Source organism: Micromonospora sp. NPDC049366 (assembly GCF_044466625.1).
GTDB lineage: Bacteria > Actinomycetota > Actinomycetes > Mycobacteriales > Micromonosporaceae > Micromonospora.
The window spans coordinates 124,930-140,121 of sequence record NZ_JBITMV010000005.1; the positions used below are offsets into that span (position 1 = coordinate 124,930).

Below are 15,192 nucleotides of genomic sequence, written 5' to 3' on the forward strand. Positions count from 1 at the left end.
GCTCAGTGGATGCGGGTGGTGCGCAGTGGGTCGCCGACGCCGCGCAGTTCGGCCAGCGCCGACGCCACGCCGTGCAGGAGGTCGGTGGCCTCGGTCAACCGGGACGCGGCCGGGTGGGCGCCGTCCGGCCGCGCGTCCTCCGCCACGTAGCCGGCGGCCGCCACGACCAGCCGCTCGTACGCCGCGACGCCGCTCTCCAGCTGCCCGGCGAGCGCCCGGTGCGCGTCGGCGAGCGGCGGCCGGGCCTCGACCGGGGCCAGCCGCAGCGCCCGCTCCACACCCGCCACCCGGTGCGCCAGGTCCCGCAGCGACTGGTCGGCCGTGGCCGCCTCGGCCGCCGCCGGCTCGGCGAGACCGGTCAGCCGGCTCCGCAGCCCGGCCAGGGTCAGCGCCGCCCGGTCCAGCCGGGCCCACGGCTCGGCCGCGCTGGTGCCCCGCAACGCGACCCGGGCGCGCACCCGGCGTACCTCCGCCAGCACGCCCGGACCCACCGGCAGCCGCTCCACGGCGGCGACCAGCCGGGCCCGGGACCGGGCGGCGGCCTCGGCCGGGTCGAGCGCGGGTGGCGCCGGCTGGGCGGCGAGCGCCCGTAGGTCGATCCAGCGCCAGGTGGCGAGGGCCAGCGCACCGCCCGCGGAGGCCGCCCAGGCCGCGTCGGGCAGACCGAGACCGGCGTACGGGATCAGCACGACCGCCGCGCCACCGAGCCCGCCGCCCAGCACGCTCCAGCGCCGCGCGGAGCGGCGCAGCCGGGCCAGCCGTCGGAAGTACCGCGTACGCTCGTCTGCCACCCTGACCTCCTCGTGCCGGCCGCTCAGCCGGCGGCGGTGGTGTCCCCGGTGCCCCGCTCACGGGCCATGCTGGCGCGGATCTCGTCGAGCCGCGCCGCGGCGGCCGGGTCGCTCGCCGGACCGGTCGGCTGCCCACCCGTGCGCTGCTGCTCCACGCCGGCCCGCTGCTGCGCGCCGAGCTGCTCACCGGCCATGCTGGCCCGGATCTGCTCCAGACGGGCCGAGCCGGCCGAGTCGAGCGTCGCCTTCTGGATCTCCAGCATCCGCCCCTCGGCGGAGTTGCCCGCCAACTCGGCGCGACCCATCGCGTTCGCGTAGCGGCGCTCGATGCGGTCTCGCACCTCGTCCAGCGAGGGGGTGGTGCCGGGGGCGGTCAGCGCCGACATCGACTCCAGCGAGCGGGCCACGCTCTCCTGCATCTTGGCCTGCTCGAGCTGGCTCAGCAGCTTGGCCCGCTCGGCGAGCCGCTGCTGAAGGATCATGGAGTTGTTCTCCACAGCGCGGCGGGCCTGCGCCGCGGCACCGAGCGCCTGGTCGTGCAGCGTCTTCAGGTCCTCGGCGGCCTGCTCCGCGGAGACCAGCTGGGTGGCCAAGGTCTGCGCCGACTGCTCGTAGCGATTCGCCTCGGCGTCATCGCCCTTGGCCCGGGCCTGGTCGGCGAGGACGAGCGCCTGCCGGGCGTTGCCCTGGAGACGCTCGACCTCGGACATCTGCCGGGACAGCTTCATCTCCAGCTGGCGCTGGTTGCCGATCACCGCGGCGGCCTGCTGGACCAGGGCCTGGTGCTGGCGCTGCGACTCCTCGATGGCCTGCTGGATCTGGACCTTGGGATCGGCGTGCTCGTCGATCCGGGCGCCGAAGAGCGCCATCAGGTACTTCCACCCCTTGAGGAACGGGTTCGCCATCTCCGCGGTATCCCCTCAGTAGCGTCGCTCCGCCTCGACGATTGCCGGGCAGGACGACCGGCCGCCACCACGCGGCCCTTCCATCGTCCCAGCCGGACGCCGGACCGGCACCCGAACGACGAGCCGACGGCGGACACCGCGTGCGATCAACCCTACGCGGAGCGCGCCAGGCGGGCCACGGAGCGGAGAACGCGGATCAGGCGGCGCAGACCACGTCGCGGTCGCGCTCGGACGAGCGGACCCGGGTGCTGCGGAGGGTGGCCTTGAGCGGCGAATCCTGGCGGACGGAGACCGCCACCGTGCCGTCCGAGCTGACCTGGCGGACCGCCCGGCCGGTGGCCTTGGCAGCGGGCGCCGCCGGCACCGGGGCCGGCTCGTCCTGCACCGGGACCAGCACGTTGGGCATCTGCTCGGCGAGCGCGACGGTGTCGCTGACCTCGCGGAGCAGCTCGGACAGGCGCGCACCGAGGGCGTCGCAGATCGCGGCCAGCAGCTCGCTGGACGGCTCCTTCTGCCCGCGCTCGATCTCCGAGAGGTAACCGAGGCTGACGTTCGCCGCGGAGGAGACCTCGCGCAGGGTGCGCTGCTGCCCCTGCCGGCGCGCCCGCAGTGCGTCACCGATCACCCGGCGTAGCAGGACCATCGCACCTCCCCCTGAGGGCCGAACTCCGTCCGGACGCCCGCTCGGCCGGACACGGCGGACCGTGTCGGCCCCGAGCGCCGGAGCCTTCCCGCAACCGTACCCGCTGCGGGGCCCGGCGACATCCCGCCCCGCCCGTCGGATCCGGGCACGACCCGTCGGCACCGCCTGCGACCGGCGGCGACGATCGACGTCGGTGCCCGAGGTGTTGTGATCACGACAGCCGGAGCGGCTTCACCCGCCCTTGTCCGCCTCGTGGACGCGTTCGGCCAACAGCCGCAGCGCCTCGATCACCGCGGCGGCCCGCACGTGCGCCCGCCCGCCGTCCAGGTCGAGTTGCCGAACGCTGCTCCCACCCGGCCCGGCCACAGCCACGTAGACCAGACCGACGGGCTTGCCGTCCTGCGGCTCCGGGCCCGCGACCCCGGTCGTGGCGAGCCCCCAGTCGGCGCCGCACCGCTGTCGCCCGCCCTCGGCCAGTGCCATCGCCACGTCCGGGTCGACCGGGCCACGCTCCTCCAGCAGCGACGCCGGTACGCCCGCCAGCGTCGCCTTCAACTCGGTGGCGTAGACAACCATGCCGCCCCGGTAGACGCCGCTCACCCCGGCGATCTCCACGATCGAGGCGGAGAGCAGGCCACCGGTGAGCGACTCGACGGTGGCCAGCGTCTCGTGCCGCTCCGCCAGGCTGTGTACCACCCCGGCGGCCGGGCTACCGACCGGCCGCTCCCCGTTCGCGTCGCTCTCGCTCTCCATACCCGCCACCCTTTCCCGCCCCACCCGGAACAAACCCCACCCCGCCCGCTCCCCGCTCCCCGCTCCCCGCTCCCCGCGATCTTGCACTTACCGCCTCGGCATTTCGCCGGAACCGAACAAGCCGCAGGTACAAACTGCGCGATCGCCCGGCCGGGCGGGGCCGGGGGTACGGGTGAGGTGGTCAGGGGGTGGGGCGGCGGAGGCGGAGGGCCTGGGCCACGTAGTCGAAGCCGGTGACCACCGTCACCACGACGGCGGCGCCCATGATCCAGGGGCCGACCGGCGCGAGGAGGGCGGGCATCGGCCAGAGGTACCAGGCGATGGCGAGGATCTGCAGCGCCGTCTTGATCTTGCCACCCCGGCTGGCCGCGATCACGCCGTGCCGGATCACCCAGAACCGCAGGCCGGTGATGCCCAGTTCCCGGACGAGGATCGCCACGGTCACCCACCAGGGCAGCCGGTCGTACCAGGACAGCAGCACCAGGGCGGCCCCGGTGAGCGCCTTGTCGGCGATCGGGTCGGCGACCTTCCCCACCGAGGTGACCAGCCCGAACCGGCGGGCGATCCAGCCGTCGACCAGGTCGGTCGCCGAGGCGAAGGCGAAGATCAGGCAGGCCGCCATCCGCCAGCCGGCGTGCGTCAGCGCCGAGACGACCACCGTGGCCCCGAACACGGGCACCAGCACCAACCGCAGCGCGGTCAGGGCGTTGGCCGCGTTGAGCAGCGGCACCCGGGGCACGACCCGGGACGGCGTGGACTCCGTCGCCCCGGTCACCGGCGCGCCCCGCTCGGCCCGCCGTGGCGTTCCCGGTCCCCCACCACGTGGCCTCCCCGCGTCGTCCGGGCCCGCCGTCACCGTGCCGCGCCGGGCGCCGCCGAGATCATCTCATCCGGCACGGCGAGCAGGTCGACCCCTTCGGTACCCGTCACCGTCGCGCGTACGAGGTCGCCGGGGCGCAGCGCGGTGAGGTCGACGCCACCGCCCTGCGGGGCGACCAGCGTGGTCGAGCCGTCGACCTCGGGTGCCTGGTGTGCCGCCCGCCCCTCGACGACGCCATTGTCGACCGAGTCGACGAGCACCTCGACCGTCGAGCCGAGCCGCTCCTCGGCTCGCTGCGAGCAGAGCTCGTCGGCGAGCGCGCTGAGCCGGTCGTAGCGGCGCTTGATCGTCGCGGCGGAGACCTTGCCGGGCAGCCCGGCGGCCTCGGTGCCGTCCTCGTCGCTGTAGTCGAACATGCCGATCGCGTCGAGCCGCGCCTCGGTCAGGAAACGGACCAGCTCGTTGACGTCGGCGCGGGTCTCGCCGGGGAAACCGACGATGAAGTTGCTGCGGGCGCCCGCGTCGGGGGCCAGCGCCCGGGCGGAGGCCAGCAACTCCAGGAAGCGGTCGGTGGAGCCGAACCGGCGCATCCGGCGCAGCACGGGCTCGCTGGAGTGCTGGAACGACAGGTCGAAGTAGGGCGCGACGCCGGGCGTGGTGGCGATCGCCTCGACCAGGCCGGGTCGGGTCTCGGCCGGCTGGAGGTAGCTCGCCCGCACCCGGACGATGCCGTCGACCGCGGCGAGCTGCGGCAGCAGCTTCTCCAGCGCCCTCGGGTCGCCCAGGTCCTTCCCGTACGACGTCGAGTTCTCGCTGACCAGCACCAGCTCGCGTACGCCGGTCTTGGCCAGCCACTCCGCCTCGGCGAGCAGCTCGTCCGGCGTACGCGAGACGAACGCCCCGCGGAAGGCGGGGATCGCGCAGAACGCGCAGCGGCGGTCGCAGCCGCTGGCGAGCTTGAGCGAGGCGACCGGGCCGGTGTCCAGCCGGCGGCGCAGCACCTGGCGCAGGTGCGCCGGGGTGTGCTCGTCGGCCTCGACCGCGACCCGGGAGGTGGCGCGGCCGGGCGACACCGTGGTGCCGTGGCCCGGCAGCGACACGGTGGCCTCGCGGCGCTTCACCGGGGTGAGCGGCAGCAGTTCACGCCGGTCGCGGGGGGTGTGCGCGGCCAGCGCCTCACCGGCGACCACGGCGTTCAGCCGCGCGGCGATGTCCGGGTAGTCGTCGAAGCTCAGGACCGCCTGCGCCTCGGGCAGGCTGTCGGCCAGCTCCCGGCCGTAGCGCTCGGCCATGCAGCCGGCGGCGACGACCTTGGCGCCGGTGTCGGCGGCGGCGAGCAGGGTCTGGATCGAGTCCTGCTTGGCCTTCTCCACGAAGCCGCAGGTGTTGACGACCACCACGTCGGCGCCCTCGCCGTCGGTGGTGACCTGCCAGCCGTCGGCGTGCAGCCGGGCGGCCAACTCCTCCGAGTCGACCTCGTTACGGGCGCAGCCGAGGGTCAGCAGGGCGACGCGACGGCCCTCGGCGGGGGACGACTGCGGGCTGGCCGGGCCGGAGTTGGCGACAGGGGAGGTGGCAGACACCATCCGAGGGTACCGGGCCGAGCGGGAAGGCCCGCGTACGGCGGGCGGCGGAATCGACCGGCTCACACCGCCGGACGGGTGCGGCGTCAGGCGGGGGCCGAGCCGGTGACGGCCGAGCCGACCCGGACCAGGTGGTCGAGGAGGAAGACCTCCGTACCGGCCAGGCCCACCGAGCAGAAGAGCGAGATCTGGTCCGCGGTGGTCCGACCGGGCGCGGCGCCGGCCAGCACCGCGCCGAGGTCGCCCAGCCGATCGGCGTACGGGGGTTCGGCCGCGAGCATCGGCGGAACGTACCCGCACGCCTGCGCCGGTGAGTCGGTGACCAGCACGTCGGCGGCCGCCAGCAGGTCCGTCCCGAATTCGGAGCGGTCCCGCTGCTTGAAGCCGACGGTGTTGACGTGGGTGCCCGGGGCGAGGTCGGCCGCGTCGAGCACCGGCGTGGGGCTGGTGGTGGCGAGCACCACCACGTCCCGGTGGGCCACCGCGGCGGCGGCGTCGCCGACCGCGCGGGCCGGCACGCCCAGCTCGGCGCGGACCCGGGCGGCGAACGCCTCCCGGCGGGCGGCGGAGCGGCTGAAGACGGTCACCTCACGCAAGGGGCGCACGGCGGCGGTCGCCCACACCTGCGTCCAGGCCTGCCGGCCGGAGCCGATCACACCGAGCGTCTCGGCGTCCGATCGGGCCAACACGTCGGCCGCCACCCCGCCGAGGGCGCCGGTGCGGCGTGACCCCAGCTCCTCGCCGACCGCCACCGCCCGCACCGCGCCGGTCCGCCCGTCGTGCAGCACGACGAGCTGCTCGGACTCGGGGTGGCCGAAGGTGTCGTAGGAGCGGTAGCCGTACCACTCGCCGGTGAGATGGCCGGCGGTCAACACCATCCGGCCCCCGCCCAGCGGCGCCGAGGCACGGGGCGGGGCGACCAGCCGACCGTCGTACGCGGCCAGCAGGGCGGCGCGCATGGCGTCGACCGTGGTGGCGGCGTCCAGGGCGGCGGACACCTCCGCGTCGGTGAGGAGCAGGGTCATGACGCAAATCCTGCAAGCTGAAGTGAGCTTGAGGTCAACGGGTGGTGGCCGGGTTCACTCGTCGACCGCCGGCGCCGGTGCTAGCGTCGGTCGCGGTGGCCGGTCGGCCACCCCGGACGAGCGGTGGGCGTACCCGGTCAGGCCAAGACGCCCCGACCCCACCCGACTCGTCCCGACCCCGCAGGTCCGGGCGCTCCCGCTGAGGTGACCTCGATGGCCTGGATCGTGTTGGTGCTCTCCGGACTGCTGGAGACCGCGTGGGCGGTCGCCCTGGACCGTAGCGCCGGCTTCAGCCGCCCGCTCCCCTCGGTGATCTTCGGAGTGACGCTGGTGCTCAGCATGTCCGGCCTGGCGTACGCCCTGCGGGAGATCCCGGTCGGCACCGGCTACGCGGTCTGGGTCGGCATCGGCGCGGTCGGCACCGCCGTGGTCGGCATGGTCGCGCTGCACGAGTCGTCGAGCCTGCCCCGGATCGCCTGCCTGCTCCTGGTGATCGCCGGCGTGGTCGGCCTCAAGATCTTCCACTGACCGGCTGCCCGCTCGCACCTGCCGCGCGCCATCGACCCGGATGCGTACCGGCGGGCCACAGTGGGTAGTCAGAGCCGCGACCGACAAGGCTCTCACCTGGAGGACGCCATGGCCGACATTCCCACCACCGCCCGTCCGCGCAGCAGCGCCGCCCGGGTCTGCACGATCCTGGCATTCATCTTCGCCGTCGTGGCGATCTTCCTCGCCCCGGTCCTCTTCGGACTCGTCGGCCTGGTCCTCGGCATCGTCGGCGCGGTTCTCGGCGACAAGCCGCTCGGCTGGTACGCCGCCGGCGCCAGCCTGCTCGGCGCGATCATCGGCGTGGTGCTCGCCGCCGCCATCTTGAACTCCTGACCACGCCGCCGAACCCGTCGATCGGGCCCGCCGCGCCGCGGCGGGCCCGACGCCGTTGCGGTCAGCCCCGGTCGGCCACGCTCACTCGTCGCCGCCGCGCAGGCCCACCAGGACCTCCTCCAACTCGTCCGGCTTGACCAGCACGTCCCGCGCCTTCGAGCCCTCGGACGGCCCGACCACGCCGCGCGTCTCCATGAGGTCCATCAGCCGGCCCGCCTTCGCGAAACCGACCCGCAGCTTGCGCTGGAGCATCGAGGTGGAGCCGAACTGCGAGGTGACCACCAGCTCGACCGCCTGCACGAGCAGGTCGAGGTCGTCGCCGATGTCCTCGTCGATCTTCTTCTTGCCGTCCTGCGCCGGGGCCAGCACGTCCGGACGGAACTCCGGCTCACGCTGGTCCTTGCAGAACTTCACCACGTCGGCGATCTCGCGCTCGGTCACCCAGGCGCCCTGGATGCGGATCGGCTTCGAGGCGCCCATCGGCAGGAACAGCCCGTCGCCCCGGCCGAGCAGCTTCTCCGCGCCCGGCTGGTCGAGGATGACCCGGGAGTCGGCGAGCGACGAGGTGGCGAACGCCAGCCGGGACGGCACGTTCGCCTTGATCAGGCCGGTCACCACGTCGACCGAGGGGCGCTGGGTGGCGAGCACCAGGTGGATGCCGGCGGCCCGGGCGAGCTGGGTGATGCGGACGACCGAGTCCTCCACGTCGCGCGGCGCGACCATCATGAGGTCGGCCAACTCGTCGACGATCACCAGCAGGTACGGGTACGGGCGCATCTCCCGCTCGCTGCCCGGCGGCGCCTTGATCTCGCCGTTGCGGACCTTCCGGTTGAAGTCGTCGATGTGCCGGACCCCGTTCGCGGCGAGGTCGTCGTAGCGCATGTCCATCTCGCGGACGACCCACTCCAGCGAGTCGGCCGCCTTCTTCGCGTTGGTCACGATCGGGGTGACCAGGTGCGGGATGCCCTCGTAGCCGGTCATCTCGACGCGCTTCGGGTCGATCAGCAGCAAGCGCACCTCGTCGGGGGTGGCCCGGGTGAGGATCGACACGAGTAGCGAGTTGAGGCACGACGACTTACCCGCACCGGTCGCGCCCGCGATGAGGATGTGCGGCATCTTGGCCAGGTTGGCCACCACGTAGCCGCCCTCGATGTCCTTGCCCAGCGCCACCACCATCGGGTGGTGGTCGCTGGCCGCCACCCGTGAGCGCAGCACATCGCCGAGCGCGACGTTCTCCGGGTCGGTGTTGGGGATCTCGACACCGACCGCGCTCTTGCCCGGGATCGGGCTGAGGATCCGCACGTCCGGCGACTTCACCGCGTACGCGATGTTGCGGGAGAGCTGGGTGATCCGCTCGACCTTGACGCCCGGGCCCAGCTCGACCTCGTAGCGGGTGACCGTCGGCCCCCGGGTGAACCCGGTGACGGCCGCGTCCACGTCGAACTGGTCGAAGACGCCGGTGAGCGCCGCGATCACCTCGTCGTTGGCCTTGCTGCGGGTCTTCGGCGCCGCGCCGCTGCTGAGCATGTTGGCCGGCGGCAGCGTGTAGTCACCGGCCAGACCGGTCAGCGCGAGCTGCTCGGCGCGGGTGGGCGGGGGCGAGTGCTCCGGCGGCTCGGCCGGCCGGCGGCTGGCCGGGACCTTCGACGGCGACTTGCGGGGCAGGACGAGGGTCTCCTGGAGGTCGGCGCCGTCCAGGTCGTCGTCGAGGTCGTCGGGGTTCAGCGGCGGCGGGATCCGCTTCGCCGGCCGCTTGCGCGCCGGCTTGGCCGGGGTCTGCTCCGCGTCCTCGGTGGACGGCGGGGCGACCAGCGTGCCGGCCAGCAGGCCCAGCCGCTCCGGAACCTTGTTGATCGGGGTGGCGGTCACCACCAGCAGCCCGAAGACGAGCAGCAGAACCAGCAGCGGGACGGCGACCCAGGCGGTGACGGCCCGCTCCAGCAGGCTGCCGACGCCGGCGCCGATCAGGCCGCCGGCGTAGTCGCGGGCGGCCGGGTCGGCGGGCTGTTGACCGATGTGCAGCATCGCGGCGGTGGCGACCAGCATGGAGCCCCAGCCGACCAGCCCGCGCCCCCGGTGCTCCGGGTCGGCGGGCTGCCGCATGAACCGCCAGGCGCCGATCATCAGCAGCACCGGCACCACCACGGAGATCGCGCCGAGGAACAGCCGGACCGAGTCGGCCAGCCGCGCCCCCACCGGCCCGGCGGCGGAGAACCAGATCCCGGCGGCGCTCAGCAGCGCCAGCCCGAAGAGCAGCAGCCCGGCGCCGTCGCGGCGGTGCTCCGGGTCCAGGTCGCGCGCCGAGGCCGCCTGCCGTCCGGCCGCGCGGAACGCCCAGCCGACGCTGTGTGCCAGGCCCATCCACAGGGCGCCGACGGCGCGTCCGACGTAGACGGCCGGACCGGGACGCGGGGCGCGGGTGCGGCGCCGCACGGGCGCGCGCGTGGTCTTCTTCGCCGGCTGGCGGGCGCGGCTGTTCGTCGCACCGCGCGGCGACGCGCCGCGCCGCCGGCTCGCCTGAGAGGTACGGCCCGCCATAGCATCACCGTAACGGCGGGACCCGGCAGAACGCCGCTTTTCCGGGTCGTGTCCGCGCGTCGCAGCACGGACTCCGCCGCATGCCGTGATATCTGCCTCAGAAGGGATGCCCGATGGCGTCGCCGGGAATCGAGGACGGTCCGGACGACCCCCTGGCCGGACATCCACGGAGCCTGCGACCGCTGACCGGCGCGCTGATCGCCGCGGTGCTGGGCAACCGGGGGTACGCGGTGACCGCCGACCCCGACGGCGACCTGTTCGGCCGCTGGGGCGACAGCCTCATCTGGTTCCTGCGCCTCGGCGAGGCCGGCGAGCTGCTCCAGGTCCGCACCATGGTCGGGCCGACCTTCTCCATCGAGCAGGTGCCCGCGCTCTACGCGTTCTGCAACTCGTGGAACCACGACCGGCTCTGGCCGAAGGCGTTCGTGCACGTCGACGACGACGGACGGGCCCGCGTCTACGGCGAGGTGATCACGGACCTGGAGCGCGGCGTCACCCCGCACCAGCTCGACCAGCTCCTGGACTGCGGGATCTCGACCGGTCGTCAGCTCGCCGCCGAGGTGGGCCGGCTCCCCGGCGCGGTGTCGGCGTGACCGGGCGCGAGCGGCGGCGCGGACCGGTCGACGACCTCGCCGACCCGGTCGGCCGGCAGCGCGGGTCGACCGGCCGCGACCGCCACCTGCTCGCCGCGCTGGCCGAGGCCCGCGACCTGCCCGACGGCCCGCCCCGGCTGGTCGAGTTGGAGCGCATCGCGGCGCAGGCCGACGCGGGTGGCGACGACCGGTCCGCGGTGGAGGCCCGGCTCGCGCTGATCGACACCGCCCTGCTGCACGGCGAACGGTGGCGGCTGGTCGAGCCGGTCCGCCGCTGCCTGGCCGTCCTCGACCGCCGCCCGGAGCTGTTCGACGACGCCGAGGTCGACCTGCTGCTGCGCCACCAGCGCTACGCGGTCGAGGCGCTGCTCGGCACCCCCCGCGTCGGGCTGGACCAGGTGCGCTCCGTGGACGACCTGGCCGGCCGGATCGGCGCCGACGCCGAGGCCGTCGCCGAGCTGCGCTGCCGGATCGCCGACCACCTGGGCGACGAGCCGACCGCCCGCGAGTGGTACGACCGCTGGCGCGCCGCCGAGCCCGACCCGGTGAGCGGTTGTCCCGGGTGCGCGCCCGCCCGCCGAGCGGAGCTGCTGGCCGGTTGGGGCGAGTGGCCGGCCGCGCTGGCCGAGCTGCGCGCCGCGCTCGACGGGACGGTGGAGTGCACCGACCAGCCGGAGCGGGCACTGACCGCGGCGCTGCTGCCCTGGCTGCGGACCGGTGAGCCGGAGCGGGCCGCCGTGGCGCACGTTCGCGCGTACCGGCGGCACCGCACGGAACGTGGCGCCTTCGCGTACCTCGCCACGCACCTGCGGTTCTGCGCGCTCGGCGGTCACCCGGGGCGGGGCCTGGACATCCTCGCCGACCAGCTGCCGCGGCTGGACCACCCGCACGACGACCTGACCGCCATGGAGTTCGCCGCGGCCGGCGCGCTGGTGTGCGCGCTCGCCGTCGATGCCGGGCTGGGCGGGCGTACGCTGCGCCGGCCGGCCTTCGGCGACCGGCCGGCGGCGGAGCTCGACGTCGGGACGCTCGGCGCCGTCCTGCTGGGCGTCGCCACCGAGCTGGCCGGGAGCTTCGACGCCCGCAACGGCACCGGGCACCAGACCGGCCGGATCGCCGCCTGGCTGGCCGAACGGCCGGTGGGCAGCGCGGTGCCGCTGCCCGCCGACGACGACCCCGCGACGGCGGGTGACGCACCGGCGGACGACCCCGAGCCGGGTGAACTGGAGCTCGCGCCACTGACCCTGTCGATGATCACCGACGGGCTGGACCGGCGGGGCGACCGGTACGCCGTGGACGCCGACGGCACGGTGGTCGGGCGTTGGGGCACCGCGGTCATCCAGTTCCGGCGGGTCGGCGAGCGCGGCGAGATCCTGCACGCCCGGGCGCTGGCCGGCCGCCGGCTACCCGCCGGCCGACGTGCCGAGGCGTACGCGTTCTGCAATGCCTGGAACCACGATCGGCTGCTACCGAAGGCGTACGTGCACGAGCTGGGCGACGAGTTGCTCCTCGGCGGCGACCTCAGCACCGACCTGGCGCACGGCGTGGCGCCGGCGCAGTTGACGGTGCTGCTCGACGCGGCCGTGACGACCGGTGTCGCGTACGCCGACGCGGTGGCCGCCCTGCCCTGACCCGCGAGGGGTCGGGACGGTTGCAGTCACGACCGCCTCTGACGGTCATCGGACAGCACCGCAACCGGGGTGCCGGCCGGCGGGTGACAGCCACATCACCGCCACCGACCTTCGGGAGCCCACGATGTCGCGTCCACTCCGCGCGTTCAGCGTCGCCGTCACCGCCGGCACGCTGCTCGTCCTGCCCACCTTCACCGCGTCCGCGGGGGCCCACGCCCCGTCCGCGTCCGCCTCGCCGGCCGTCTCGCCGTCCGCCACCACCCAGCTGGGCGTCACCGACTCGCCGAAGGCCACCACCGGGGCCGACGAGCCGTCCATCCTCGCCCGGGCCGACCTCGTCTTCCTCGGCGGTGACCCGTGGCGGCCGTCCGGGCCGCTGGTCATCACCATGCGCAACCTGGGTCCTGCGGCGGCGAAGGGCTTCTTCGTCCTGCGCCTGCCGTCGATGGTGGAGCTGACCGGTCCGGGCGACTGCCGCGCCGCGGGCGGGCCGGGGAAGGGCTGGATCTGCGGCGGGGCGGAGATCGCGGCCGGTGGGACCCGCGAGTACCGGCTGCGGGTCACCTCGTCCGTTCCCGAGGCGGTGTTCGGCGTGGACAGCGCCGGCTCGGTCGCCGGCCGGGACGCGGCCGGCACCACCGAGCGGCCCACCGAGTTCCGGATCAGCTGGCCGGACAAGATCGCGCTGCGGCTGCGGGCCAGCGCGGGTCCGGTCGTCGACGGTACGACCACCGTCACGGCGCGGGTGACCAACGCCAGCACCTTCGCGCTGGGCGGGTACTCGCTGAACGTGACGACGCCGGCGGGTGTCCGGGTGGTCGAGCCGGGCTGCTCGGACAGCGGCCGAATGGACGGCGTGGGCTGCGAACTGCTGCGGACCGGTCCGCTGGCCGCCGGCGCGACCGAGACGGTACGGGTGCGGCTGGCGGTGTCCGGGGGCAGCACGAACGTCCGGCTGTTCCTCGGCCCGGGCAACCGCTACACCAACCGGGACATCTCGGTCACCCTGCGGCTCTCCGGCGCCGCGGCGACGTCCACCGCCACCCCGCCGACCGGTGCGACCGGTACGCCGACGCCCGTCGGGCAGAGCACCGGTGAGCTGCCCCGCACCGGGCCGGCCGGCCTCACGTACGCCCTGGTCGGCGTGGCGCTGCTGGCCATCGGGGCTGGGCTGCTGCTGCTCCGGCGTCGCCTCGCCCGCGGCTGACCCGGCCGGCCGGCAGGCCGACCGGAACGGAGCCGGGCCGGCGCCGACGTACACGGGGACGTCGGCGCCGGCCCGGCGCGGTTCAGCCGGTGGTCAGACCTCGACCACGGTCGGGACGATCATCGGCCGCCGGCGGTACGCGTCGTTGACCCAGCGACCCACCGTCCGGCGCACGATCTGCTGGAGCTGGTGCGGGTCGGTGATCCCGTCCGCGGCGGCCCGGTTGAGCGCCTCGGTGACCAGCGGGATCACCGGGTTGAACGCCTCCGGGTCCTCCGAGAAGCCCTTCGCGGAGACGGTCGGCCCGCCGACCACCTTGCCGGTGACCGAGTCGACCACGACCGTCGCGGCGATGAAGCCGCCGTCGCCGAGGATCCGGCGCTCGGTCAGCAGCGACTCGCTCACGTCACCGACGGCGAGGCCGTCGACGTAGACGTACCGGCTACGGACGTGCCCGACCAGGCTGGCGCGGCCCTCGACCAGGTCGACGACGTCGCCGTCCTCACAGAGCACGACCCGGTCGGGCGCGACGCCCGACTCGACGCCGAGCCGGGCGTGCGCGCGCAGGTGGCGCCACTCGCCGTGCACCGGCATGAGGTTGCTGGGCCGCACCACGTTGAGCAGGTAGAGCAGCTCGCCGGCCGGGGCGTGCCCGGAGACGTGGACCTTGGCCACGTCCTTGTGCACCACCACGGCGCCGGCCCGGGCCAACCGGTTGATCACCCGGTAGACGGAGGTCTCGTTGCCGGGCACCAGCGACGAGGCGAGCACCACGGTGTCGCCGGGGGCGATGGTGATGTGCCGGTGGTCGCCGCTGGCCATCCGGCCGAGCGCGCTCATCGGCTCGCCCTGGGAACCGGTGGACATCAGCACGATCTGCTCGGGCGGCATCGTGGTCGCCTCTTCCAGACCGACGACGAGGCCGGGCGGGATGTTGAGCAGACCCAGGTCGCGGGCGATGCCCATGTTGCGCACCATGGACCGGCCGATCAGGGCGACCTTGCGGCCGTGCTCGGCCGCCGAGTCGAAGACCTGCTGCACCCGGTGCACGTGCGAGGCGAACGAGGCGACGATGATCCGCCCGCGCGCCTTGGCGAAGATCGAGTCGAGGACCGGGCCGATCTCGCGTTCGGGAGTGACGAAGCCGGGGATCTCCGCGTTGGTCGAGTCGGACAGCAGCAGGTCGACGCCCTCGGCGCCGAGCCGGGCGAACCCCGCGAGGTCGGTGATCCGACCGTCCAACGGAAGCTGGTCCATCTTGAAGTCGCCGGTGTGCAGCACCAGGCCGGCCGGGGTACGCACCGCCACCGCGAGCGCGTCCGGGATCGAGTGGTTGACCGCGAAGAACTCGCACTCGAACGGGCCGAGCCGCTCCCGGCCGCCCTCCCGGACGGTCAGCGTGTAGGGCTGGATCCGCCGCTCGGCGAGCTTGGCCTCCACCAGGGCCAGGGTGAACTGCGAGCCGACCAGGGGAATGTCCGGCTTGTGGGCGAGCAGGTACGGCACCGCGCCGATGTGGTCCTCGTGACCGTGGGTGAGCACGATGGCCTGCACGTCGTCGAGGCGGTCCAGGATCGGCCCGAAGTCGGGCAGGATCAGGTCCACGCCGGGTTGCTCGACGTCGGGGAAGAGCACGCCGCAGTCGACCACCAGCAGCTTGCCGTCGTACTCGAAGACGGTCATGTTCCGACCGATGGCGCCGAGCCCGCCGAGCGGGATGATCCGCAGTCCGCCCTCCGGCAACGGCGGGGGGAGTTCCGCCTCGATGTGCGCCTCGGTCACGCGTCCACCTCATTCTGGGACGCCGTCTCCCGGCGTCCG

The 15,192-nt window shown here is 74.5% G+C and carries 14 protein-coding genes and 1 riboswitch; of the genes, 5 read left to right on the top strand and 9 right to left on the bottom strand.

All coding sequences use genetic code 11. The annotated features are described in order from the left end of the window. Positions 1–2: 2 nt before the first annotated feature. From ACIBTV_RS09795 to ACIBTV_RS09825, 7 genes are all read right to left on the bottom strand, one after another. A complete protein-coding gene (locus tag ACIBTV_RS09795) occupies positions 3–791 on the bottom strand; it encodes a hypothetical protein (RefSeq protein WP_396703612.1) in 789 nt (262 codons plus the stop codon). 23 nt (positions 792–814) lie between these two features. Then, positions 815–1,696, bottom strand: coding sequence for a PspA/IM30 family protein (locus ACIBTV_RS09800; RefSeq protein WP_396703613.1), 882 nt, complete (start codon positions 1,694–1,696; stop codon positions 815–817). Between the two features lie 196 nt (positions 1,697–1,892). Next, complete coding sequence (locus ACIBTV_RS09805; protein WP_396703614.1) at positions 1,893–2,339, bottom strand: helix-turn-helix domain-containing protein; 447 nt, start codon at positions 2,337–2,339, stop codon at positions 1,893–1,895. Positions 2,340–2,570: 231 nt separating this feature from the next. After that, on the bottom strand, positions 2,571–3,092 hold the full coding sequence (locus ACIBTV_RS09810; protein WP_396703615.1) for a CinA family protein: 522 nt from the start codon (positions 3,090–3,092) through the stop codon (positions 2,571–2,573). Between the two features lie 181 nt (positions 3,093–3,273). Further along, positions 3,274–3,867, bottom strand: coding sequence for a CDP-diacylglycerol--glycerol-3-phosphate 3-phosphatidyltransferase (gene pgsA, locus ACIBTV_RS09815; RefSeq protein WP_396703616.1), 594 nt, complete (start codon positions 3,865–3,867; stop codon positions 3,274–3,276). Positions 3,868–3,944: 77 nt separating this feature from the next. Next, a complete protein-coding gene (gene rimO, locus ACIBTV_RS09820; protein ID WP_396703617.1) occupies positions 3,945–5,498 on the bottom strand; it encodes a 30S ribosomal protein S12 methylthiotransferase RimO in 1,554 nt (517 codons plus the stop codon). Positions 5,499–5,581: 83 nt separating this feature from the next. After that, entirely contained in the window at positions 5,582–6,520 is a 939-nt protein-coding gene (locus ACIBTV_RS09825; protein WP_396703618.1) for an ornithine cyclodeaminase family protein, read from the bottom strand. A 92-nt stretch (positions 6,521–6,612) separates the two neighbouring features. Then, positions 6,613–6,677, top strand: a riboswitch (guanidine-III (ykkC-III) riboswitch). A 56-nt stretch (positions 6,678–6,733) separates the two neighbouring features. On the opposite strand from ACIBTV_RS09825, the gene ACIBTV_RS09830 reads away from it, so the two are divergent. Together ACIBTV_RS09830 and ACIBTV_RS09835 are read left to right on the top strand one after the other, a co-directional pair. After that, positions 6,734–7,048, top strand: coding sequence for a DMT family transporter (locus ACIBTV_RS09830; RefSeq protein ID WP_396703619.1), 315 nt, complete (start codon positions 6,734–6,736; stop codon positions 7,046–7,048). A gap of 108 nt (positions 7,049–7,156) precedes the next feature. Next, positions 7,157–7,402, top strand: a complete 246-nt coding sequence (locus tag ACIBTV_RS09835) for a hypothetical protein (RefSeq protein ID WP_396703620.1) — start codon at positions 7,157–7,159, stop codon at positions 7,400–7,402. An 81-nt stretch (positions 7,403–7,483) separates the two neighbouring features. On the opposite strand, the gene ACIBTV_RS09840 is transcribed toward ACIBTV_RS09835, so the two are convergent. Next, entirely contained in the window at positions 7,484–9,940 is a 2,457-nt protein-coding gene (locus ACIBTV_RS09840) for a DNA translocase FtsK 4TM domain-containing protein (RefSeq protein ID WP_396703621.1), read from the bottom strand. 113 nt (positions 9,941–10,053) lie between these two features. On the opposite strand from ACIBTV_RS09840, the gene ACIBTV_RS09845 reads away from it, so the two are divergent. The 3 genes from ACIBTV_RS09845 (at position 10,054) to ACIBTV_RS09855 (ending at position 13,371) form a co-directional block, all read left to right on the top strand. Then, positions 10,054–10,533, top strand: a complete 480-nt coding sequence (locus tag ACIBTV_RS09845; RefSeq protein ID WP_396703622.1) for a YbjN domain-containing protein — start codon at positions 10,054–10,056, stop codon at positions 10,531–10,533. Then, on the top strand, positions 10,530–12,164 hold the full coding sequence (locus ACIBTV_RS09850) for a YbjN domain-containing protein (RefSeq protein ID WP_396703623.1): 1,635 nt from the start codon (positions 10,530–10,532) through the stop codon (positions 12,162–12,164). Before ACIBTV_RS09845 ends, ACIBTV_RS09850 begins: the two co-directional genes overlap by 4 nt. Before the next feature lie 124 nt (positions 12,165–12,288). Beyond that, the gene (locus ACIBTV_RS09855; protein WP_396703624.1) at positions 12,289–13,371 is read left to right on the top strand and encodes an LPXTG cell wall anchor domain-containing protein; all 1,083 of its coding nucleotides are present in this window, start codon (positions 12,289–12,291) and stop codon (positions 13,369–13,371) included. Between the two features lie 93 nt (positions 13,372–13,464). On the opposite strand, the gene ACIBTV_RS09860 is transcribed toward ACIBTV_RS09855, so the two are convergent. Then, positions 13,465–15,153 carry a ribonuclease J gene (locus tag ACIBTV_RS09860; RefSeq protein WP_396703625.1) on the bottom strand — a complete coding sequence of 563 codons (1,689 nt, stop codon included), beginning with the start codon at positions 15,151–15,153 and terminating at the stop codon, positions 13,465–13,467. Between the last annotated feature and the right edge of the window lie 39 nt (positions 15,154–15,192).

Coding starts and splice junctions, on each gene's coding strand:
- ACIBTV_RS09835 (WP_396703620.1), top strand. CDS start 7,157: ATGGCCGACATTCCCACCACCGCCCGTCCGCGCAGCAGCGCCGCCCGG.
- ACIBTV_RS09845 (WP_396703622.1), top strand. CDS start 10,054: ATGGCGTCGCCGGGAATCGAGGACGGTCCGGACGACCCCCTGGCCGGA.
- ACIBTV_RS09855 (WP_396703624.1), top strand. CDS start 12,289: ATGTCGCGTCCACTCCGCGCGTTCAGCGTCGCCGTCACCGCCGGCACG.
- ACIBTV_RS09825 (WP_396703618.1), bottom strand. CDS start 6,520: ATGACCCTGCTCCTCACCGACGCGGAGGTGTCCGCCGCCCTGGACGCC.
- rimO (WP_396703617.1), bottom strand. CDS start 5,498: ATGGTGTCTGCCACCTCCCCTGTCGCCAACTCCGGCCCGGCCAGCCCG.
- ACIBTV_RS09800 (WP_396703613.1), bottom strand. CDS start 1,696: ATGGCGAACCCGTTCCTCAAGGGGTGGAAGTACCTGATGGCGCTCTTC.
- ACIBTV_RS09810 (WP_396703615.1), bottom strand. CDS start 3,092: ATGGAGAGCGAGAGCGACGCGAACGGGGAGCGGCCGGTCGGTAGCCCG.
- ACIBTV_RS09805 (WP_396703614.1), bottom strand. CDS start 2,339: ATGGTCCTGCTACGCCGGGTGATCGGTGACGCACTGCGGGCGCGCCGG.
- ACIBTV_RS09830 (WP_396703619.1), top strand. CDS start 6,734: ATGGCCTGGATCGTGTTGGTGCTCTCCGGACTGCTGGAGACCGCGTGG.
- ACIBTV_RS09840 (WP_396703621.1), bottom strand. CDS start 9,940: ATGGCGGGCCGTACCTCTCAGGCGAGCCGGCGGCGCGGCGCGTCGCCG.